21 protein-coding genes are annotated in these 20893 nt (G+C 67.4%); 11 read left to right on the forward strand and 10 right to left on the reverse strand.

Going from position 1 to position 20893, the window contains the following annotated elements; all coding sequences use genetic code 11:
- Positions 1-30 precede the first annotated feature (30 nt).
- The 3 genes from FB561_RS26595 to FB561_RS26605 form a co-directional block, all read right to left on the reverse strand.
- Complete coding sequence (locus tag FB561_RS26595; protein ID WP_145811275.1) at positions 31-360, reverse strand: YciI family protein; 330 nt, start codon at positions 358-360, stop codon at positions 31-33.
- 103 nt (positions 361-463) lie between these two features.
- Positions 464-748 (reverse strand): putative quinol monooxygenase, encoded by a 285-nt coding sequence (locus tag FB561_RS26600; protein WP_145811277.1) that lies wholly within the window; start codon positions 746-748, stop codon positions 464-466.
- A 14-nt stretch (positions 749-762) separates the two neighbouring features.
- Positions 763-1155 carry a nuclear transport factor 2 family protein gene (locus FB561_RS26605; protein ID WP_202880743.1) on the reverse strand — a complete coding sequence of 131 codons (393 nt, stop codon included), beginning with the start codon at positions 1153-1155 and terminating at the stop codon, positions 763-765.
- An 88-nt stretch (positions 1156-1243) separates the two neighbouring features.
- On the opposite strand from FB561_RS26605, the gene FB561_RS26610 reads away from it, so the two are divergent.
- Positions 1244-1801 (forward strand): TetR/AcrR family transcriptional regulator, encoded by a 558-nt coding sequence (locus FB561_RS26610; protein ID WP_145811280.1) that lies wholly within the window; start codon positions 1244-1246, stop codon positions 1799-1801.
- 9 nt (positions 1802-1810) lie between these two features.
- On the opposite strand, the gene FB561_RS26615 is transcribed toward FB561_RS26610, so the two are convergent.
- Positions 1811-2617 (reverse strand): LysR family transcriptional regulator, encoded by an 807-nt coding sequence (locus FB561_RS26615; protein WP_145811282.1) that lies wholly within the window; start codon positions 2615-2617, stop codon positions 1811-1813.
- A gap of 106 nt (positions 2618-2723) precedes the next feature.
- Here FB561_RS26615 and FB561_RS26620 point away from each other — a divergent pair, with 106 nt between their 5' ends.
- A complete protein-coding gene (locus FB561_RS26620) occupies positions 2724-3275 on the forward strand; it encodes a dihydrofolate reductase family protein (RefSeq protein ID WP_145811284.1) in 552 nt (183 codons plus the stop codon).
- Positions 3272-3757 carry a hypothetical protein gene (locus FB561_RS26625; RefSeq protein WP_145811286.1) on the forward strand — a complete coding sequence of 162 codons (486 nt, stop codon included), beginning with the start codon at positions 3272-3274 and terminating at the stop codon, positions 3755-3757. The genes FB561_RS26620 and FB561_RS26625 overlap by 4 nt, the downstream gene beginning before the upstream one ends.
- On the opposite strand, the gene FB561_RS26630 is transcribed toward FB561_RS26625, so the two are convergent.
- Genes FB561_RS26630 through FB561_RS26640 form a run of 3 tightly spaced genes read right to left on the reverse strand, consistent with a single transcriptional unit; the run spans position 3747 to position 8006 of the window.
- Positions 3747-4433 (reverse strand): Type 1 glutamine amidotransferase-like domain-containing protein, encoded by a 687-nt coding sequence (locus FB561_RS26630; RefSeq protein ID WP_145811288.1) that lies wholly within the window; start codon positions 4431-4433, stop codon positions 3747-3749. The genes FB561_RS26625 and FB561_RS26630 overlap by 11 nt on opposite strands.
- A gap of 40 nt (positions 4434-4473) precedes the next feature.
- Positions 4474-6237, reverse strand: coding sequence for an ABC transporter ATP-binding protein (locus tag FB561_RS26635; RefSeq protein WP_145811290.1), 1764 nt, complete (start codon positions 6235-6237; stop codon positions 4474-4476).
- Entirely contained in the window at positions 6234-8006 is a 1773-nt protein-coding gene (locus FB561_RS26640; RefSeq protein WP_145811292.1) for an ABC transporter ATP-binding protein, read from the reverse strand. Before FB561_RS26640 ends, FB561_RS26635 begins: the two co-directional genes overlap by 4 nt.
- A 93-nt stretch (positions 8007-8099) precedes the next feature.
- Between FB561_RS26640 and FB561_RS26645 the strand changes: the two genes are divergently transcribed.
- Together FB561_RS26645 and FB561_RS26650 are read left to right on the forward strand one after the other, a co-directional pair.
- Complete coding sequence (locus FB561_RS26645; RefSeq protein WP_238335203.1) at positions 8100-8843, forward strand: DinB family protein; 744 nt, start codon at positions 8100-8102, stop codon at positions 8841-8843.
- Between the two features lie 22 nt (positions 8844-8865).
- Positions 8866-9885 carry an NAD(P)/FAD-dependent oxidoreductase gene (locus FB561_RS26650; RefSeq protein WP_170284770.1) on the forward strand — a complete coding sequence of 340 codons (1020 nt, stop codon included), beginning with the start codon at positions 8866-8868 and terminating at the stop codon, positions 9883-9885.
- Positions 9886-9892: 7 nt separating this feature from the next.
- On the opposite strand, the gene FB561_RS26655 is transcribed toward FB561_RS26650, so the two are convergent.
- Together FB561_RS26655 and pip are read right to left on the reverse strand one after the other, a co-directional pair.
- A complete protein-coding gene (locus FB561_RS26655) occupies positions 9893-12445 on the reverse strand; it encodes a carbohydrate binding domain-containing protein (RefSeq protein ID WP_145811296.1) in 2553 nt (850 codons plus the stop codon).
- 109 nt (positions 12446-12554) lie between these two features.
- A complete protein-coding gene (pip, locus tag FB561_RS26660) occupies positions 12555-13766 on the reverse strand; it encodes a prolyl aminopeptidase (RefSeq protein WP_238335073.1) in 1212 nt (403 codons plus the stop codon).
- Between pip and FB561_RS26665 the strand changes: the two genes are divergently transcribed.
- The 6 genes from FB561_RS26665 to FB561_RS26695 all read left to right on the forward strand — a co-directional run bounded on the left by FB561_RS26665 (position 13746) and on the right by FB561_RS26695 (position 19743).
- Positions 13746-14255: a hypothetical protein gene (locus FB561_RS26665; RefSeq protein ID WP_420371347.1), complete on the forward strand. Its 510-nt coding sequence runs from the start codon at positions 13746-13748 to the stop codon at positions 14253-14255. The two genes, pip and FB561_RS26665, sit on opposite strands and share 21 nt — an antisense overlap.
- Positions 14256-14434: 179 nt before the next feature.
- Positions 14435-15319, forward strand: coding sequence for a phosphotransferase family protein (locus tag FB561_RS26670; protein WP_202880745.1), 885 nt, complete (start codon positions 14435-14437; stop codon positions 15317-15319).
- Positions 15320-16696 (forward strand): class I SAM-dependent methyltransferase, encoded by a 1377-nt coding sequence (locus FB561_RS26680; RefSeq protein ID WP_238335075.1) that lies wholly within the window; start codon positions 15320-15322, stop codon positions 16694-16696.
- A 4-nt stretch (positions 16697-16700) separates the two neighbouring features.
- The gene (locus tag FB561_RS26685) at positions 16701-17492 is read left to right on the forward strand and encodes a class I SAM-dependent methyltransferase (protein WP_145811302.1); all 792 of its coding nucleotides are present in this window, start codon (positions 16701-16703) and stop codon (positions 17490-17492) included.
- A gap of 99 nt (positions 17493-17591) precedes the next feature.
- Positions 17592-18395, forward strand: a complete 804-nt coding sequence (locus tag FB561_RS26690) for a class I SAM-dependent methyltransferase (RefSeq protein ID WP_238335076.1) — start codon at positions 17592-17594, stop codon at positions 18393-18395.
- A 259-nt stretch (positions 18396-18654) separates the two neighbouring features.
- Positions 18655-19743, forward strand: a complete 1089-nt coding sequence (locus tag FB561_RS26695) for an endonuclease/exonuclease/phosphatase family protein (RefSeq protein WP_170284771.1) — start codon at positions 18655-18657, stop codon at positions 19741-19743.
- Positions 19744-19846: 103 nt separating this feature from the next.
- Here FB561_RS26695 and FB561_RS26700 read toward each other — a convergent pair whose 3' ends face one another.
- Positions 19847-20728, reverse strand: coding sequence for an aminoglycoside phosphotransferase family protein (locus FB561_RS26700; protein WP_202880746.1), 882 nt, complete (start codon positions 20726-20728; stop codon positions 19847-19849).
- Between the last annotated feature and the right edge of the window lie 165 nt (positions 20729-20893).

Genomic DNA, 20893 nt, shown 5'->3' on the forward strand with positions numbered 1-20893 from the left:
CACCCACCTCACCAGCGGTTACCCACAGCGCTACCCCACGAGGAACGGCCGTACCTCGAGCTTCGCCCGGCACACCTTCGAGCCCTCGGCGGCCAGCTTGAGCGCGACATCGAGATCCGGTGCCTCGATGATCCAGAACCCGGCCAGGTACTCCTTGGACTCGACGAACGGCCCGTCGGTGAGCATCGGCTCCCCGTGCCGGTTGTCGATCACGGTCGCCGAACCGGGAGCGTCGAGGCCGCCGGCGAAGACGAGATGGCCGAGCTCCGCGAGCCGGTCGTTGAACGCGGTGATCTCGGCCATCACGTCCGGGCCGTTGGCGTTGGTCTTGTCGTCGATGACGGAGAACATGTACTGCATCTGGTCACTCCTGAGCTCTCGCGGCGCCCCGGCCGGCCGGCCGTTCATCTCTTCCACGAAGACGGTCCCGCCGATCCGACACCTCCGTCGAGAATTCTCCTCGTTACAAGAGCTGCCCGCCGTCGGTCGTGGTGTAGTGGCGCACGACTGAGTGCCGGGGTCTTGCCGTCCGGCCAGCCCTGGCTCGCTTGCGCCACTGGGCCAAGGTCTCGGCGTCCTGCCAGATCTCGAGCGAGTTGACCTGTCCGGGATCGACCGAGTCCGCGGTGATGGCGAAGTGGACGCAGCCGTCGGACTCGCGGGCCCGCGCGACCATCTTGCTGAAGGCGGTGACGTACTGGTCCCTCGCGTCCGCGTCCACGAGGTGGTATCCGGCGATGACGATCATGGTTGCTCCTCTGGTCATTCCGGCAGGGGGAGGGCTTCGCCGGGCGTCTTGGTGTAGCCGAGTTGCTCGATCACCCGGCCGTCGCTGACCCGGGTGACGTTCACGCCGAGGACCGAGTCCGCGTCGGTCGGGCCGAAGCGGTACCGCCAGCGCACCGTTGCCCAGTCGCCGTCGGAGAACACGTGCTCGACCTCGAACGTGGTGGAGGTGTCATTCATCAGCTCGGCCCAGAACTCCACGCACGCTTCCTTCCCCACGTACGGCGTGCCGTCGGGCGCCGGCTGAGCGGACACCATCAGGCAGTCGTCGTGGACAACCTCGGCCAGCGCGGCGGTGTCGCGGAGCCGGAACGCCTCGTTGAAGCGGGCGATGGTCCGGGCGGTGTCGGTACTGAGCTGTGTGGTCACGAGGTACACCCTTTCTCAGAAGTAGAACAATCGGTCTACTTCGGGACGATATAGAATGGTCGATCTACTCGTCAACCGGAGGACGCGGATGACCACGAAGCCCACCCCGGGCCCCCGGGAGCGCCTGCTCACGGCCGGCCAGGACCTCTTCTACTCGCGCGGCGCCGCGGTCGGCGTGGACGCGCTGCTGAAGGAGGCGAACGTCGCCCGCCGGTCGCTGTACGAGCACTTCGGCGGCAAGGACGGCCTGGTGGCGGCCGTGCTCCAGCGCGCGGCGGAAGAGGACCTCGCGTGGTACGAGTCAGCCCTGGCCGCAACCGACGAGCCGCGGGACAGATTGCTCGGACTGTTCGACCAGCTCGACGAGCTCACCTCGAACGAACAGTTCCGAGGCTGCCGCTACTTCGCGACCGATCTCGCCTTCGCAGACCCAGACCACCCGGCACACGCGGAAACAGAAGCCTTCCGGCGACGCCTGCGCGAGCTCCTGGTCCGAGAGGTCGAAGCGCTCGACCACCCCGACCCCGAGGCCGCGGCCGAACAGCTCCACCTCCTGATCGAAGGCACCCTCGTCATGGGCGCGACCCAGAACGCCCAGCACCCCGCCAAAGTCGCCCGCAAGCTGGCGGCCGCGATCCTCGAGTAGCCCGCCCGGTCAGCGAGCGAGGACCTCTTCGACGGTCGCCACGAAGGCATCGCGCGCGGGGTGTTCGTACCCCTTCAGCCAGGCGAGCGCGGTCGACGAGGGTGGGAGATCCCGCACCGGCACGATCGCGATCCCCGGATGCCGGAAGTGCTCGGCGAACGGAGCCACGGTCGGGTGGACCAGCCGGCCCTGGGCGATGAGCAGCAGCAGCTCGGAGATGTCGTTGACCTCCAGGTCGGAGGGCACGATCGTGCGGCCGCTTGGCGTATGGCTCGGACAGCTGGCCTCGGCGAGCTCGGGGACGTCGGCCGGCTTCCGCACCGGGTAGTCCGCGAAGTCCTCGACCGAGACGTTGGGCCGGCCCGCGAGTGGATGGTCGACGGCCACCATGACCACGCGAGCGTCGTCCTGGGAGAGCAGCGGGCCGAGCACGAGGTCGGGTTGGTCCAGCGGCAGCCGTGTCACGGACAGGTCCACCTCGCGTCGGCGGAGCGGTCCGAGCCGGTCGTTCAGGGGAGTCGCGACCAGGCGTACGGCGGCACCTTCGTGGGCCGCTTCGAAGCGCGTGATCGCGTCGTTCAGTACGAGGGTCCCTGATGCGGCGTTGAGGACGCCCAGGCGGACCACCCCGAGGCCGGCCGCTCGTGCCCGCGCCCGGGTGAACGTGTTGTCCAAGCCGGTGACGAGAGGTGCGAGCTCGTCGTGGAGGGCGCGCCCGGCCGCGGTCAGGGTGACCACGCGGCTGGTGCGGTCGAAGTGCAACTCCTCGGCCAGCACGAGGAACAGGCGGAGTTCGCGCAGCTCGATCTCGGCCATCGCGAAGTGACGCTACACGATGCGGGCCCGAAACCGACCTTGATGCCTGCTGGGCCGCCTGCGACCGTCGAGGCAGGAAGAGCGGGACGACCAAGGAGAGACAGTCATGCGAGACGTTGTTCTGTACATGTCGATGTCGCTGGACGGATTCGTCGGCAGCGACCGCGAGCACCCGGGCATGGCCATCCCCGAAGGCCCTGAGCTGCGGCAGTGGAAGCTGGACCGGATCGGCAAGGCCGGAGCCCACCTGATGGGTCGCGTCACGTACCAGGAGATGGCGTCGTTCTGGCCGACGTCTGACGACCCGTACGCGCGACCGATGAACGACATCCCGAAGATCGTGTTCTCGAAATCGCTCAGCGACGCCGACGCCAGTTGGCCTGACACCCGGGTCGCACGGGGCGACCTCGCAACCGAGATCGCCGCGATCAAGGCCGAGCCGGGCCCGGACGTGATCGTCTGGGGCGGTCGTCGATTGGCCGGTGCGCTGGCCGCCGCGGACCTGATCGACGAGTACCGCCTCCTGGTCCAGCCGCTGATCCTGGGCCAGGGTGAGTCGCTGTTCGATCAGCTTCCGGAGTCTCGGCACGTCAGTCTCGTCGAGACCACGCCGTTCCCCAGCGGCGTCGTCGTGCAGGTCTACCGACCTCAACCATGAGGGTTGGTGTCCTGACGCCGCATGCCGCGGCGGGTCCCGAGGTCGAGCTTCCCGCCATCGCACCCGTCGACGTGGCCGTCGCGCGGGTGTCGCAGCGGGCCGACACCACGGCGGCCAAGGACCTTCGCGCGCTGGCAACGCCCTCGGCTCTGCGACCCGCCGTCGCTGCACTCCGTGAGGCGGCGATCGACGCCGTCACCTTGACCGCGACGTCGCTCCCCAAGCAGCCGGACCAGGTACGGCCCGAGCAGGTGATCGACTTCGTCAGCGACCAGGTGGACGCCTCGACCGAGGCGGTGTTCATCGCCGGGACCGGCTTCCGTGCGGCACCCGCGATCGAGGAGCTCGAACATCGCACCGGGCAGCTGGTGCTCGAGGCCAACCAGGTGTTGGTCTGGTCGATCCTGGCCGCGACCGGGACCGAGCTCCCCGTTGAGGGCTATGGGCAACTGTTCGGGTCCGGCGGCTGCGTCAGGCGTTGAAGAGTCGCCAGTTTCCTTCGGAGACGACCTCGACGGTGCCGTCGGCGACCTTGATCGCCGTGTCGTCGTCGATGGCGTACGTCGGGGCCGGGATGCCGGCCGCCCAGTTCTCGATGTTCGCCAGGGACGTGTCCGGCATGTCCGGGTGATCGAGATGCGGGTACAGCGTGAAGTCCACCAGCCCCAGCCCCTGGTCGGCTTCCTGCGCCATCTCGCTACCTTCGGGGACGAAGCCGAGGTCGAACTCCGCGTCGCAGTTGTGCGGGGTCAGGACGATGCTCCCGGCGCTCACCCCGACGTAGACCGTGTCGGTCAATGACGGCAGGAGATCGGCGAGCCCCGACTTGCGCATCCAGTGGTACAGGTAGAGCACGTCGCCGCCCCACACGAGGAGCGCGTCCGTCTCCCGGACCATCGGGACCCAGCTCTTCTCCTGGATACTCGGCAGCGCGGTGAGTTCGAGGACGCCCAGGGACTTCCAGCCCAGTCCGCACAACCGGCTGCGAGACTCGCCGGCCATCGCCTCCCATGCCATGCCGGCACCACCGGGGAAGGGGTAGATCCCCGTCGGAACGAAGAGCGCGCTGGACTCGGCAATCGGCTTGCCCAGCAGCTCGACGAGCGCGTCCGCGATGCTCTGGTTCCTGATCCCCGAGGACGTGAGCAGAAGTTTCATCAGGTCGCCTTCCCCTCCCAAGGTCCTCGCGATCGTAGCGCTACCGCTCGTCGTCCTCCGGTTCCGCGTGCCAGGTCCGCCAGAGCCGGCCGTAGACGTGTCCGGCGCTGACCAGTTCGTCGTGGGTGCCGAGCTCGACGAGTTCGCCGGCTTCCATGACCGCGATCCGGTCGGCGTCGTGCGCGGTCTGCAGGCGGTGAGCGATCGCGATCACCGTGCGGCCCCGGAGTACGGCGGCCAGCGACTGCTCGGTCTGACGGGCCGTCTTGGGATCGAGCAGCGCGGTCGCCTCGTCCAGGATCAGCGTGTGCGGATCGGCGAGCACGACCCGCGCCAACGAGAGTTGCTGCGCGCTGGCATCGTCGAGCTTCGTCTCGTTGCCGATCTCGGTGTCCAGGCCGTGGGGGAGATCGGCCCACCATCCGGCCCCGACTGCGTCCAGGGCGGCGGTCAGCTCGTCGTCGGTGGCGTCCGGCTTGGCGATGAGCAGGTTGTCGCGCACGGTGTCGTGGAAGACGTGATGGTCCTGGGTGATCAGGACGACGTGCTCGCGCAGCTGATCGGGCGGCAGCTCGGCGACCGGCGTACCACCGATGGTCACCGACCCGATGTGCGGGCGGTCGAGGCCGGCGAGGAGACGGGCGAGGGTGGACTTCCCGGCACCGGAGGTACCGACGACGGCGAGGCGTTCGCCGGGTTGAACGACGAGGTCGATGCCGTGCAGGACGTCCTTCGCACCCGTGTAGCTGAAGTGGGCGTTGTCCACTCGGATCCGGTCGCCGCCTTCCTTGGCCGGCGGGGTGAGGCCGGCCTCCGTCTTGGGGATGTCGGCGACTCCTTCGACCCGGGCGTACGACGCTCCGGCGCCTTGGAGGAGCTCGATCCAGAGCATCAGGGTGTCGAGAGGACCGACGAGTTGGCGGAGGTACACCGTCGCCGTCACCACGACGCCGAGGCTGACCAGGTCGTTGGCGTACAGGGCGCCGCCGACAAGCAGGACGGCCACCACCGGGAGCGCCAGCGCGACCTCGGACCAGGGGAACAGCACCGTCCGCAACCACAGTGCCCGGAGTCGAGCGAAGCGGGCCCGCGTAATCGCGGAATCGGTGATCTGCGACCGCCGGTGTTCCAACGCGAGCAGCTCGACCGTACGGGCGCCCTTGGCCGTGCTCGCGACGACGTCGGCCAGGTCGGCACCGGATGCCGCGACCGCCAGGTACACGGTCCGCGCGCGGCGCACGTACCAGCGGACTGCTGCTCCGACACCGAGGAGGCAGACCAGCCCGCAGAGTCCGAGTCGCAGATCCAGGACGAGCACAGCGACGATGAGGAACAGCGCGTGGACGACCGCCACGAGGATCTCGGGCACCGCGGATCGCAAGGTGAGCGCCACCAGCGAGGCGTCGGTACTCCCGCGCGCGATCAGGTCACCGGCCGGCAGATGGTCCGCCACTCGCGGAGGCAGCGCCAGGGTCCGCCGCAGGAACCGTTCCCGTACCCGGGCCGCGGTCCGTTCGCCGAACCGGAAGCCGATCTTGAGCGCCCACCACCCCAGGACCGTCTGCACGACGGTGAAGATCAGCGCACCGAACGCGAGCCGGTCGACCGTGCTGAGGACGTTCCCGGAGCCGGCCTGGATCGTGTCGATGATCCGGCCGAGCAACCACGGACCGATCAGGCCGGCCGCCGCGGCGAGCCCGCTGACCAGGACGATTCCGGCCACGGCACGCGGGTCCGCCTTCAAGTCCCGGATCGCCGCGGCGCGGACTTCGGCGGGCCCGGCCACCGGCAACTGGGTACTCATCGGCCGTCCTGGACGCGGGAGACGAGGTCGCGATAGTAGGGGTCTTTGTGGAGAAGATCCGCGTGCGTCCCGACCGACGAGGCCTGGCCGTCGACCAGGACGATGACCTCGTCGGCGCGGTCCAGCACAAGCGGGGACGTCGTCGTGATCACCGTGGTCGTGTCCCGTCTGGCCGCGCGAATCCGGTCGACCATGGCCGCCTCGGTATTCGCGTCGACCGCCGAGGTGGGATCGACCGCCAGCAGGATGTCCGGTCTGGCGTAGACGGCGCGGGCGAGTCGGATCCGCTGCCGTTGGCCGCCGGAGAGGTCGTTCCCGCCGGCGGCGATCGACGCGTCCAGCCCGTCGGGTAGTGCCTCCACCACGTCCTCAGCGACGGCTACGTGAAGAGCTTCCCGAATCCGGTCGTCGTCAGGATCCAGGCGGCCGGCGACGATGTCACGGACCGTGCCCGCGAACACCTCGGCATCGTTGTCGGCGACCACCAACCGGCGTCTGAGTTCCTCGCGGGCCGCATCGTCGAGGAGTACTCCGTCCCAGGTCACGCTGGTGTCGGTGGTCAGTTGCCCTAGGCGCTCAATCACGGTGATCGCCTCCGTCGGCCGAGCAGAAACTACGGCCGTCAGGAGGCCGGGACGGACGACCACGTCCGAGCCGGGGTCGATCAGCGGGCCGCAGCCGTGGGGGAGCGGTGCGGGATCGCGGTCGTCGGGCTGGGCCGGTGGCAGAGTGAGCAGGTCGATGATCCGTTGCCCGGCCACCTTGGCCCGGGCGAGATCGCCACCGCCTTCGATGAAGGCCGACACCGGAATGACCAGGACAGCGACATAGCCGTAAACGGCGACGAGATCGCCGATCGAGATTTGGTTCGTGGCCGCCATTCTGGCTGACAACCACACCACGGCCGCCAGGAAAAGCGCCGGCAAACCGGTCGACAACGCGCCCACCCAGCTCGCGGGCCCGGCCACTCGATAGCCGCGTTCCACCAGTTCCTGTGACTTCTCCTCGTACCGGTCGGCGACGAACTCTTTTCCGCCGAGGCCGTTGAGTACGCGGAGTCCCGCAAGGGCGTCGACCAGGCGGGTCGTCAGCTGGCCCTGGTGCACGCGGTAGTCGCCGCCCGTGCGTTCGATCCGCTGCAAGAACGGGCCGATCGCGAGAGCGAGCAGCGGAACTCCGGCGAGAATCACCGCGGCCAGCAAGGGCGAAATGGTGAACAGCACGACCGCGACGACGGCGTACGCGATGACCGCGCCGATGCCGGGACCGGTGACGGTCAGCGCCTGCGCGACGGTGTACACGTCGGTGATGCCGACGGTCACGACCTCTCCGGCATTCACGCGCCGCGACAAGGAAGCACCGAGTCGGGACGTGTGCAAGACCGTCGCACGGACGGAGCGGAACGACGCGTCCATCCGGATCTTGGTCATGGTGCGGTGCCGGCCGATGGACAGCAGCGCGTTCAGCACGAAGACGGCGAGCAGGACCAAGGCCCAGCCGATGAGGGCCGAGGTGTCGCCTCCGACAAGCCCGTCATCAACCGCGCGGGACAACACCCACGGCGGCACCGCCAGACCGACCGTCCAGACGGTCCCCAACAACGCACCGACAACGACGCGTCGAGCCTGCGAACGAGTCAGCCAGAAGAGGTAACGGAAAGAGCCGGCCAGATCGTTCTCGCTCGGCGGGGTCCAAGAGTCCCCGGTCCGGTCCAGCCACTCGCGAAGAGCCGCCACACGCCACACCCGCTGCCGCGCACCGTTGGCCATGCTGCAGATCTTCCCAGCAAGTCGGTGCGGAACGTCCACTTGTGAGTGGATTCACAAGGACGGATCGCGCCAGCCGGGGACGTCGGTTTGTCGGTGGTCGGACCTACGCTGCGGAGCATGACAAAGTACGTGGACGAAGATCTGCACGGTGTGGAATTTCGCGAGTGCGATCTGACCGGGGCACGCCTGATCGGCGTCGTCCTGCAGGATGCCGTGATCGACGGGCTCGTCACCAACCTCGTGGTGAACGGTGTAGAGGTCACCGAGTACGTCGAGGCAGAGCTCGACCGGCGTCATCCGGTGCGGATGCTGATCCGGTCGGAGGACCCTGCCGATCTCCGCGAGGCAGCGCGTCGGCTCCGGGCCGGCTGGGCCGCCACGATCGAGCGAATCCGCCGTACGCCCGGCATCGAGCGCCGCAGCGTGAACGATGAGTGGTCGGCGGTGCAGACGCTGCGCCACCTGGTCTTCGTCCACGACTCGTGGTTCCGCCGCTGCTGCCTGGGCTCGACGGAGCAGTTCACGCCGATGGGCATCGGGCCGACCGTCGAGCCCTACCGTGAAGCGCACGGTCTGGATCTCTCGCTCGATCCGGACCTCGACGAGATCGTCAGCGTGCGTGACGCACAGGCCGCCGAGCTCGAGGCCTGGCTCGACGGGGTCACCGCCGCGCAGCTCGCGGCGCAAGCGCCGGTGCCCGACGACGACGTCTGGCCGCCGTACGCCCGGGGTCGCTCGGTGCGGCAATGTCTCGGCACGGTGCTCAACGAGACCTTCGAACACCACGGCTTCTGCGTCCGCGACCTCGACCTGATCGAGGCACAGGGAGCTGAGTAGGTCGGCCGGTACCCTCATGCGAATGTCGAGCCAATCAGCTAGCAAGGATGTCGTGGTGGTCGGCGCCGGTATGGTCGGCGCTTCGGTGGCTTACCACGCAGCCAAGGCCGGTGCTGCCGTGACTCTGGTCGACGCTGGGAAGCCAGGCAGCGGCGTGAGCGTGGACTCCTTCGCCTGGATCGCCGCCAACATCACCAGCGGACCCGCCTCCGAGCTGCGCGCCGCGGCGGCAGACGAGTACCACCGGCTCGAAGCCGAATTGCCCGGCCTTCCCGTGACCTGGTCCGGCTCGCTGTCGTGGCGGACGGGGGAGAGCGCACCAGAAACCGTGCGCGGCCAGCAGATCGTCGACGCCGCCACCGCGGTCAAGCTCGAACCCACGCTGCGACAGCCGCCGGACTGGGCCGTCTGGGCACCCGACGAAGGCGGTGTCGACCCGGTGGGCGTGATCGAGCGGATGATCGCGGGGGCCCGAGAGTACGGCGCACAAGTACATCCGGAGGTCCCAGTCACCGCTGTCGGCCGCGACAGTGACGGGCGGATTGTCGAGGTCGATACGGCCTCAGGGCCCTTGTCTGCAACGACTGTGGTGCTCGCAGCCGGAGCGGCAACGGCCGCGCTCGCCGCGCCGCTGGGCGTACAGGTCCCGGTCGAACCGTCGCCGGCGACGCTCTTCCGCTTCCGTGCCCCGGCCGGCCTGATCCGCACGGTGGTCAACACTCAGGACTTCGACATCCGGCAGGTCGCCCCGGACCGGATCATCGCCGCGGCGGACTCGCAGGAACGGACCCTCGACGCCATCAAGTCCACCTTCCGCGGCGGCGAACACGTCGAACTCCTCAGCGCCCGCATCGGCGCACGCCCGATGCCGGCCGACGGCGAACCCATCATCGGCCCAGTAGCCGAGGCCCCCGGCCTGTACCTCGCGGTGATGCACGCAGCAGTCACCCTCGCCCCAGCCGTGGGCCGCATGATCGCCGCCGAACTGGTGAACGGCACCACCGAGCCGGCGCTCGCAGGCAGCCGCCTCGACCGCTTCTAGAGATTAGTCAGCGGGGGTCGATCCGCAGGAGTCTGGTGGCGTTGTAGGGGACGTACAGGTTTCCGTGCGCATCCTGGGTGAGTCCGGCGCCGGCACCCTGGAACAGGGTCGTGAGGTCTCCCGCCGTGGTTCCGTTCGCCAGCACCCGGGCTGGGTCGAATCCGAAGACCCGTCCGGCGGCGTTGCCGTAGATCCTGCCGCCGGTCAACGCCATCGTCGCGTAGTTGCCCGGGATGCGGGCGCCCGGCTTCAGGTCCGGGAAGATGTGCTCCCGGTGGATCCACTGCTCGGTGTCCGGATCCATCGCGAGGAGCCAGCCCTCGGCATAGAACCACACGGTTCCGTCCGGCGCGGTGACTGCGGCGTTCACAGACCTCGTGTTCGGTACCGGCCAGGTGATCGTCCGGGCCTGCTGGGTGGTCTCGTCGAAGATCAGCAGCTTGGCCTGCGTGTCGATCGGGAGACCGTCGTAGCCGTAGAAGATGTTGCCACCGCCGAAGACCTTGGTGCCGCTGGCGGCGATGGCGTTCACCGACTGATGCCCGATCGCCCCGGCGAGAGTCGTACACCGTCCCGTCGTCAGGTCCAGCCACCCGAAGGCGCCCTGGTCATGGCCGTACTCGGCCTGGGTGCCGTAGTAGATCCGGTCACCGTGCGCGGCCAGCCCGTAGGGTCTGTTCTGGGAGGCGCCGATCGAGCAGTCGACCCTGGGCGCCTTGCCGGACGCCACCTCGTCGGGGCTGAACGACTCGATCCGCGCGTAGGGGTAGGTGCCCTGATAGACGCGGCCGCGGTAACTGAGCATGGATTCGGCCTGGCCGCCGACCGGGTAGGTGGTGCGCTGGTCGTCTCGCATCGACACCGCCCGGCCGAGCCCGCCGGTCAGGTATCCCGCGCTCCAGATCCGACCGTCGGGGCCGGCGGTGATGCTGTTGATCCGTGTCGACACCTGCGGGATGCCCTCGACCTTGGTGCGGACGAGGCGGCCGGTCTCGAGGTTGTACTTCACCAGGAAGGCGCCGGAGTTCCAGCCGACCAAGGTGGTGCCGGGCCAGGCGGGATCGTCGAGCGCGACGGCCTCCCAGCGACGGGAGAAGATGCCCGTCTGCGAGTTCGGCAGTTTGGTCTCCGTACCGGCTGCCACGTCGAACGCGTAGAGCGGCTGGCCCGGGTCGCCTGCCTTGGAGTAGTAGATCTTCCCGTCGATCACGGGGGAGGAGCCGTTGTAGATCACGCCCTTGATCTCGGCGACTTTGCCGGCCTGCAGCTCGCCTGCCGAGTCACGGGACACCTTCAGGACGACGAGCGAATCCCTGCCGAGGCTTTGACTGTCGCCGGCCCACGCCATCACGTACCCGTTGCCGGCCGTGACGCCGTACACCCACACGGAGTTCTGCAGTTCGGGGCTGAAGAGTCCGATCAGATCCTTGCAGCGTGGATCACCGACCGTGGCACACCCGAAAAGATGCGGCTTGGTGCCAGTGCCGGTGAAGACGGTTCTGGTTTGCTCCTCGTACGCGACCGGGCGGCTGTAGTAGGCGTCGGTGGTCAGCGGGTTCGGCCCCAGGGTGCCCTGGAAGCCGACGCCCTCGGTGTACCGGTAGAGGGCGGCGCCCGCGAAACCACTCGTCGGTTCACCCCAACCGCCGCCGTACGCGACACCCTGGTCGTCGAAGTCGATGTCGTACATGAACCCCCACGACCTGATCGGTGGGGCACCGATCCGCCTGGCCTGAGCGGCGCCGGGGGAGTAGAGCCACAACGCGGGCGCACCGTAGGTGCCGATGTAGACAGTCTTCGTCACCGGGTTCTGCCGGACCCCCCAGGCGCCGGTTGCACCGGGGAGCTCGACGTTGCGGACGACCGTCCCGGTCAGGATGTCGGTGATCGTCAGCACCGCCGGGTCGTTCTCCGAGCCGGTGGCCATCGCGTAGGTCACGTGGCGGCCGTTCTCGTCCACGCCGGCGGCCATGCTCAGGAACGAGGCCTGCTTCGTGATCTGCGGATTCAGCACCGTGTACCGAGAGGTGACGAGAACCTCGTCGAAGTCGGCCGGGCCACGCGCACCGACCTCCACAGCGGCCTGCGTCGCGCCGACCGGCGCCGCGGCGGACACCTCGATGACCCCGGTCGCACGTTCTCTGCTGCTCGAGGACCTCGAGACCACCGCGCCACGGGAATCCAGCCATCGCAGAGCAACCGAGGTCTGGTGCTCGGCGCGCACCTGGGCGAAGGCCGTGTAGGTCTCTCCGGCCTGCACGGCGACCGGCGTGCTCACCGCGCCCGCATTCACACAGGGCGGCTCGCCGGACAGCCGCAGCGACCGGGTGCCCTCACTTGCCCAGGTCGTCGACGTGACCAGGTCGCGACAGTGCGCCGACGGCGGATCGCCCAGTCCGTTGCTGGCCGTCCAGCCGACGACGCCTTCCTCGAAGCCATGGTTGGGAATCAGCAGGTCACCCGGCTGCAGCCGTGGAGCATCGGTCGCCGCCCGCGCGACTCCGGCGTTTAATGCCATCGTCATCGTCACCGTCAACACCGCCAGCTGCCTCAGCCGCATCCTGGCCATCCTCTCCACGTTCGCCGACGTAGATTACGGGCCAGACCGTAATTCAGTGGGTCGAGAGCGTCAACCTCTCGTGCGGCATTGATTTCAGCGCGCCTCGCGGTCAGTTCGAGCGGCGGGTTGCCGGTGGCTCTCGTTCCAGGCGGTCGGCGTGGCGGGTGTTCGCGAGGCACCAGGCTTCCACCATGGTTGGTCCGCCGTGGCCTTCGTTCTCGACAACGATCAGCTCGCTGCCTGGCCACTTCTGGTGCAGCCGCCACGGGACAACCGCTGGGCCGCTCACGTCGCGCCGCCCGTGGATCAGCGTGGCGGGGATGTGCCGGACTCGGTCCATCCGATCGAGGATCGGCGGATTCAGGAACGCGTCGTGCGCCCAGTAGTGCGTGACCAGGGTCGCGAAAACGTGTCGGTGGTCCGTGTCGTCCCGGTGCCCTCCGCCGGGCGGGGCGTCATTGCCGATCGAGACGTGGCTGTCCTCCCAGGCGGTCCACGCGTACGACGCGGCGTCACGGACGGCGGGATCGGGATGAGTCATCAGGCGGGCGTAGGCCTCGATCAACCGGCCTTCGCCACGGCGGTACCCGACCCCGGCCCGCTCGGCGTGACCGGCGACGCGATCCCAGGCTTCGGGGTAGATCGCCCCGACGGTCTCGGTGATCCACTCGACCTGGAAGCGATCGGTCGTCGTGACAGCCATCAAGACGACGGCGGTGACGCGGTTCGGATGCGCCTGGGCGTAGGCGAGTGCGAGCGTCGATCCCCAGGAGACGCCGTTGACCAGCCAGCGTTCGACGCCCAGGTGTTCGCGGAGTCTCTCGAGGTCGTCGATGAGTAAGCTGGTCGTGTTCTCACCGAGGTCATAGCCGGGCGCCGTCACCCGTGGCGTCGAGCGGCCGCAGCCACGCTGGTCGAGACCGATGATCCGGAACCTGGCCGGATCGAACTTGGTCCGATAGCTGCCTTTGTTCAGCGAACCACCGGGTCCGCCGTGCAGATACAGAGCGGGGATCCCGTCAGGGTTGCCGGACTCCTCCCAGTAGATCTGATGCACGCCACCAACCGGCAGCATTCCTGACGCCCGTACCGGCGCCTTCTCGAACAGTTCCACGCCGCCATTCTCTCGGAGGGCCAGGCGAATTTGGTTGCACGGGGGAGAGGGGGTCTGGGACTGTTGCCGACCATGAGGTTGCTTCTGATCATCGGACCACCGGCTGTCGGCAAGATGACGGTGGGCCGGGAGATCGCGGCGCGGAGTGAGTTCAGGTTGTTCCACAATCACCACACCATCGAGCCGTTGGTCGAGGTCTTCGGCCATGGCACCGCGCCGTTCAACGTGCTGAACATCGAGTTCCGCCGGCGAGTGATCGAAGAAGCCGCACGCAACCAGCTGGATCTGATCTTCACCTTCGTCTGGGACCTGCGGGACCCGGCTGACACTGCCTACGTCGAAGAGCTCGTCGCGCCGTACGAGGAGGCCGGTGGTGAGGTTTGGGTGCTCGAGTTGGTAGCTGACCTCGATACGCGTCTCCTGCGCAACCGGGGCGAAACCCGGCTGGCCGCCAAGCCGACCAAGCGGAACGTGGAATGGTCCGATGGCAACCTTCGTCAGGCGGAGCAGTATCAAATGACCACGGATCCGAGCGGGGCCACGCCGACTCCGGCCGACGGCTTCCTGACCCGGAAACGACATCTTCGCCTGGACACCCGAGATCTGCCTGCCGCCGAGGTCGCCCAGATCGCCCTCGACTGGCTCGACCAGCAAGCTGACGAACCAGGTGGCCGGCGACCCGTCGAGACCGCTTAGACCTGGATGCCGCAAGCGCGGGGGAGGACCGGTCAGCCGTTCTGAGGAGTACCGCGATCACCCGATCAACACCGTTCGTCGATGAGCCTGCTGCCGATCCGGCGCTGCTGAGGACGCTGACGGCCGCTGGCCTGCCGGCGACCGGGAGCTTTCGTTCAAAGGCCGGCTGGGTCAGCCGCGTGTGGGTCGGCGACGACTACGTCGTACGACTGAGCAGCGGACAGTACCGCGACGCATATCGTCATGAGGCTGGAGTCGTTGACCTGCTTGCCGGCAGCGAGGTCCCCCACGCCCGGCACCTCGCCCACGGCGACGGTCCGGACGGGCCGTGGTACATCTCCGAACGCCTGCCCGGCCGCTCTCTGCACGAAGCGTGGCCGACGGCTGACTCGCACACGCGCCAGGCAATCATCGAAAGCCTCGGCGCCGCGTTGCGCGCACTTCACCGCGTTCCTGTCCCGGCCGACCTGCTGCCGCCTTGGCTGGCTGATGCGCTCGCCGACGCGCTGACCGGCAAGCCATGGCCCGCGTTCCACCCGCCCGTGGTGAGCGCGGCGCTCCAGCAGGTCGAGGCTGCCCGGCGACTGCCCGGTCATGACTCGCGCCTGCTGGCGGAGGTTGCGGAGTGGATCCAGGAGCGGCTGGGGTTGTTCGTTGCCGACGGCCCCGTCCTCGTCCACGGTGATCTCCATGGTTCCAACGTGATCGTCGACCAAGGACGCGTCACCGGCCTGATCGACTTCGCGGAGGCGTTGGCCCAGCCGGCGGATGCCGAGCTCGATACCATCCTGCGCTGGTGCGCGAGGGCGGGAGAGTACCCGCCCGTGCCCGACGGACGAGGGCTCGACGAGACCACACTCACAGAGGTCCCCAGATGGCTGCACGGCGCCTATCCAGAGCTGTTCGAGCGCGAGCAGCTGCGCGAGCGGTTGAACTTCTACGACATGTACATGGAGCTCGCGCTCTACGCACACCACCTACAGGCTGGCGTCCGCAAAGCGGCGCAGGACCGCATCGCCCGTCTGCTGCACGGCCAGAACCATCTCGCTGGACTCGTCTGGTGAGTGGTCGTCGGGCCGCGGCCCTCCGTTGGTTGGCACCCTGCGAGAGCGGACGTCGAGGGGGCGGCGTTGAGCCCGTTCTGTCGTTCACCGATCATCAACCTCATGGAGGACCAGGTGGCGCCGCAGTCGGCCGAGGGTGAGGCGAAGGTCATCACGCTCTGCGGCTCGACCAGGTTCGAGGCTGAGTTCGCGGAGGTCAACCAGCGGCTCACGATGGAGGGTTACGTCGTGATCAGCCTCGGAATGTTCAGCCTCCCCGATCTGCCGGGCTACGACTGGACCGCCGATGACTCGGACCTGAAGGGGCGGCTCGGCGGCGTGCACTTCCAGAAGATTCGCATGGCCGATGAGCTGTACATCGTGGATCCCGGCGGCTATCTAGGTGAGTCGACCCGACGGGAGATTGCCTACGCGGAGTCGCTCGGCAAGCCGGTTCGGTATCTGAGTCGCGAGCGCTTGGATCAACTGGCGGACGGCCACCAAGAGGTCGAGGGGAACTCGGTAACTCATACTGCCGGCGCGATCGGGGGTGACTCGAGCCGTCCATGGCAGACGCTCGCGTCGGGCTTCGAGCAGGCCCGCGCCCGCGAGGACTCGCTCGATCGACTCGTCGAGTGGCCTGCGCAGCGCACCCTCCTCGGTGACGTCACCGGACTCGCCGTCCTGGACGCCGGCTGCGGCAACGGTGCCAAGCTCGCGCAGTTGGCCGGCGACGGGGCCGCCGCGTCGGTGGGCGTCGACATCAGTGGGAACTTCATCAAGCCGCCGCCGGGCGTCGAACTCATCGAGGGTGATCTCTCCGATCTGGCGGCGGTGCCGGGGCTCGCGAGCCGGCGATTCGACCGGATCCTGTTCCTGCAGTCCTTCGGGTACGCCGCGGACGGGGTCAAGGCCTTGCAGACCGCGCGAGAGATGTTGACCGAGGACGGCTACATCTTGCTCACCCGTACCCAGCCGATCCGGTACGCGATCGAGCGAGCCGAGCAGAAGGGGACGTCGCTGGGGGAGGAGTACTTCGCCACCGAGTCCTTCGCCTACCGTCACCGCAACTGGAACGAGCAGGTCACCCTCACCAAGCGGCCGTACACGATGTCGGACCTGCTCAACACCTTCAGTGCGGCCGGGCTGTGGATCGAGGCCGTGGTCGAGCCGCAGCTGTCTGCCGAAGCCGCCGAGCGCTATCCCCACAAGCAGGCAGTGATGAACAAGTACCTCGGCATCCTGATGTTCAAACTGCGGCCCCTGCCAGGGCAGCCGACGTATTCGTCCGGCGCCAGGGTTGATACGGCGCTCGCTGACCCGGCAGGGGGGCGGCCGACAGGCGTTATGCCGGTGGCAGAAGCCCTGCCGAATCATCGAGGTGATGAGGCATTCTGAGCCGATGGAGCTGGGGTTTGGCGGCGAGGTCGCTGATCTGTATCACCGATACCGCCGCGGTTATCCGTCAGGATTGATCGACGCGTGCATCGATGCGTTCTCGCTGAAGGGCGATGATTCGGTGATCGATCTCGGTTGTGGCACGGGGCAACTGGCGACACCGATCGCCCCGCATGTCCGGGCCGTGATAGGGGTCGATCCCGAACCAGACATGCTGGCCCGCGCTCGCTCGGCCGCCCAGGACCAGGGCGTCACGAATGTGGCGTGGATGGTCGGCAGCGACTCCGACCTTCCGCTGCTGCGATCACTGTTGGCTGAGCAGTCGGTCGGTGCTGTGACGATCGGACAAGCACTGCACTGGATGGACCATGAGGCGCTGTTTGCCGCGATCGGACCGATCCTGCGTCCAGGGGGTGGTGTCATGGTCGTGGCCAACGGAATTCCGTTGTGGCTGCAGGACTCGGACTGGTCACGGGCGTTACGCGCATGGCTGTCCGACTGGTTGGGCCCGGGTCCAACCAACAGCTGCGGCACCGACAACACAACGCAACAGCGCTATCGCCAAAGCCTGACGGCCAATGGCTTCGAGGTCAGCAAGGTCGAGCTCGACTATGCCGACGAGCTCGACTTCGATCACCTACTCGGCGGGGTCTACAGCGCGCTACCAGTCGACCGGCTTCCGTCGGCCGAGGAGCGTCCACAGATCGCAGCGGAGCTCCGGGAAGTGCTTCATCCCTATCGGCCGTACATCGAGCAGGTCCCGGTGCGAGCCCTCCTCGGCACGAAGGTCGCGTGAGCAACCCACCAGCCATGCGCGGAGGGGTTGTCCGTGCGAAAACTATTGGTGCTCGCCTTGCTCCGCTGATGGACTGACGTCCCGCCGACAGTCTGCTGCGTGACGGAGGTAGTGGTTGTGACGGATTATGACGTGCTCGCCGAGGTGTACGAGTGGCTTATCTCGGACGCGAAGTTGCCGCCGGCCGAGTTCGCTGCGTCGTTCGATGATGTCCTCAGTCTCCTGCCGTCGAACGCTCAGGTCCTCGACTGTTCGTGCGGAACCGGACAGTTGGCGGTTGGCCTCGCCGGTCGGGGCCTACAGGTTGTCGCAACTGACGCCAGCGAAGCGATGGTTCGACGGACTGCGGAGTTGTCTGAGGAGTTCGGGGCATCCGTCCGGGCCGTGCGGGCGAGCTGGGAAGAGTTGCCCGACCATTTCGAGGACGGCACGTTCGACCTCGTGTTCTGCGTCGGCAACTCGCTTCACCATGCCGCGGGCGCGACAGGCAGGGGAGTTGCTCTGGAGTCGATGTCACGGCTCCTGCGTCCTGGGGGGCGCTTGGTGCTCACATCCCGCACGTGGGAACTCGTGAGGGCCAGAGGTTCCCGGCTGGACATCAGTGACCGACTCGTCCGCCGGAACGGTCGCGATGCCGTCGTGGTCTACCGCTGGGAGATTGCGCCGACTTGGGAGGAGGAGCACCACATCGAGATTGCGATCGCGCAGGTTGATGCGACCGGGTTGGTTCAGGTCCGCTCGGAACTGCTGTCCTGCTGGCCCTACCGGTCCGAGGAACTCGAAGTCGAGCTGCACCGGGTCGGACTCCGGACGGAAGCGAGCACGTTCGATCTCGAGGCGGAGAACTACCTGGTGGTCGCGAGCAAGGTACAGACACCGGGCTCTCTGCCCTACTTGACATAATGTCGCTTATCGGCGCTTACGCACGGGAGTGTCAGGCGGCAGTAAGGACCTCCAAGTTCCACCACGCAGGACACCTGCTGCACCAACAGCGGTCGGGCCGCCGCGCCGGAAGATCGATCCCTGCGCATCAATCATCTATAGGGTGGGCGCACCATCCCACGATCGCTGAGAGCCCAACGTGAACGTCTCTCGAGTACGCAGGTTCATGACACGTCCGCTTGCATCGTCGTGGCGGAGGGCCCTCGTCGCAGCGGGACTGATGTCGACGGCTCTGGTGGCGACTTCGGGTCAGGCGAGTCCCGCGGCAGCGGCAGCACCGTCTGCCACCTTCCGCGTCGGGACCTACAACATTCATGCCAATGGGACGGACAGCGCAACCTGGCCGTCCCAGAGGACAAACCTGCTCCGTGAGATCGGCTCCTTCGCTCCCGATGTCATCGGTGTCCAGGAAGCCGGTAGCAACGAGGCGAGGCGCACCGACTTCCGGAATGGCATGCAGGCCAACGGCTACACGACAGCGGCCGACTATGCGACGAACTCCCGACCGATCTACTGGAAGAGCGCGTCCTTCCAGATCCTCAGGGACAGCAGCGGGAGAATCGCGTCCGGAACCGTTGTCGTCGGGGGCGCAGCGGCCGGCAAGACCGCGAGCTGGGTCGCCCTCCAGCACATCGCGAGTGGGCGCGAGATCGTCGTCGCGAACGTCCATCTCACGTCGTCGAAGTGTGGTCTCACCACTTACGACCTTGATGCCACGGTGAACAGTGACGGCGTGTGCGCGAGCACGAAGGATGTGCCAGTTCAGGGTGGCGGTACCAGGCCGGGTGAAGACAGCGACCCCGTGAGGGGGCAGATCCAGCGCTTCAGGGAGTTGGACGACCTGTTCGCCGACGCCCGCTACATCGCGTGGGCCGGCCACGACTCCCCTGACTTCCTCACTGGTGATTTCAACACCAATGGCACGCGTTACCCATCGCTGGCAGATGCGGCCGTCGGTGTCACGATCCCGGCCGCCTACCGGAGCAGTGACGGCACCATGCGGCCGCTCAACGACTACCTGTGGAACGCGCGGCTGCGTACCAATGCCTTCACCGTGGCCGTCGAGAAGTCCGGGGCGGCGTACGACACCTTCAACGGATTCCAGCGCCAGAGCTGCACCTCGGTTCCGACCGTCCGTTGCAACGGCAACCACATCGATCAGGTCTACGTCTCCCGAGCGCAGGATGAAACGACCAACGTGGTCGCTGTAGAAGGCTGGACCAACAAGCTGCCCGACGCAGACCTGGTGCCCGCGCAGTTCCCCTCGGACCACAACAAGGTTCAGATCAGGGTGACGGTGTCCAACTAGTCGCCCCGCTACTCCCGGTTCATCAACTCCCGTTTCTCCAGTTGAACAACGGGACCTCTTGCTCGACAGGTTGTGGAGAGGCTCAGAAGGGGCTCGGAGCACCTCAGTGCAGGACCTCTTCGAGTGTGTGTTTGGCCTGGGCGAACTCTTCGGCGTCCTCTGGATCTTCGTACGTGTACCAACAGGTTGCGATTGCTTTCCAGAGCGCCCAGCCGCGGCCTCGGGTCCAGGTTTGGTCGTCGACGGACAGGCGTTCGCGGAATGCTTCCCGGCCGTCCTTGGTGAGCAACGTCCAGGCGACGGCCAGGTCGCAGGACGGATCGCCGACGCCGCAGGTGCCGAAGTCGATAACGGCTGCCAGCTGGCCGTCTTCCACCAGGAGATTTCCCTGGGCGACGTCGCCGTGGAACCAGCGGTCGACACCGTCCCACGGTGCTGCCAGCGCCTCGGACCAAAGCTCCCGGGCCAGCTCGACGTCGATGTGGCCGGCCAGTTCGTCCAGTGCGCTCTGCGTGTTTCTGTCGTACGTACGGAGCGTCCCGCCGCGGTACCAGTTGTGGATTCCTGGCTGAGGGCCGCCCACAGAATCCACCTTCTGCAGAGCGGCCAGGAACTCGGCCAGATCCACGGCGAACCGGATCGGATCAGCGATGCGCTCGGCCGTCGCCGTCGAACCGTCCAGCCACCGATAGACCGACCACGGATGTGGGTACTCCGAACTCGGCACGCCCTTGCCCAGCGGTACCGGGATCGGCAGCGGCAACTGTCCGGCCAGCGTCGGGAGCCACCGGTGTTCCTTCTCGACAGCCTGGGCGTACTCGGCCGCGCTCGGCAGACGCACGAGCATGTCGCCGCCGAGGTGGAACGTCCAGTTGTCCCAACCACCTTTGGCCACCGGCTCGATCGGCAAACCGGCCCACTGAGGAAACTGCTCGTCCACAAGCCGACGTACCTGCGCCACGTCCACCGTGACGCGTTCCGGCACGGGACCAAGATCCGGTGTCCTGCTCACTGACCATCCTGTCTGCCGCCAAGCACGAGTCCGCAACGTACCGCGACCAGCCCACCCAGTCGTCTGACTTTGTCAGACAAGGACCATCCCCCAGCGGCCGTGGGCCCCTCTTCTGGGTCCTCTTTGTCATGGATAATG

Source organism: Kribbella amoyensis (assembly GCF_007828865.1).
Lineage (GTDB): Bacteria > Actinomycetota > Actinomycetes > Propionibacteriales > Kribbellaceae > Kribbella > Kribbella amoyensis.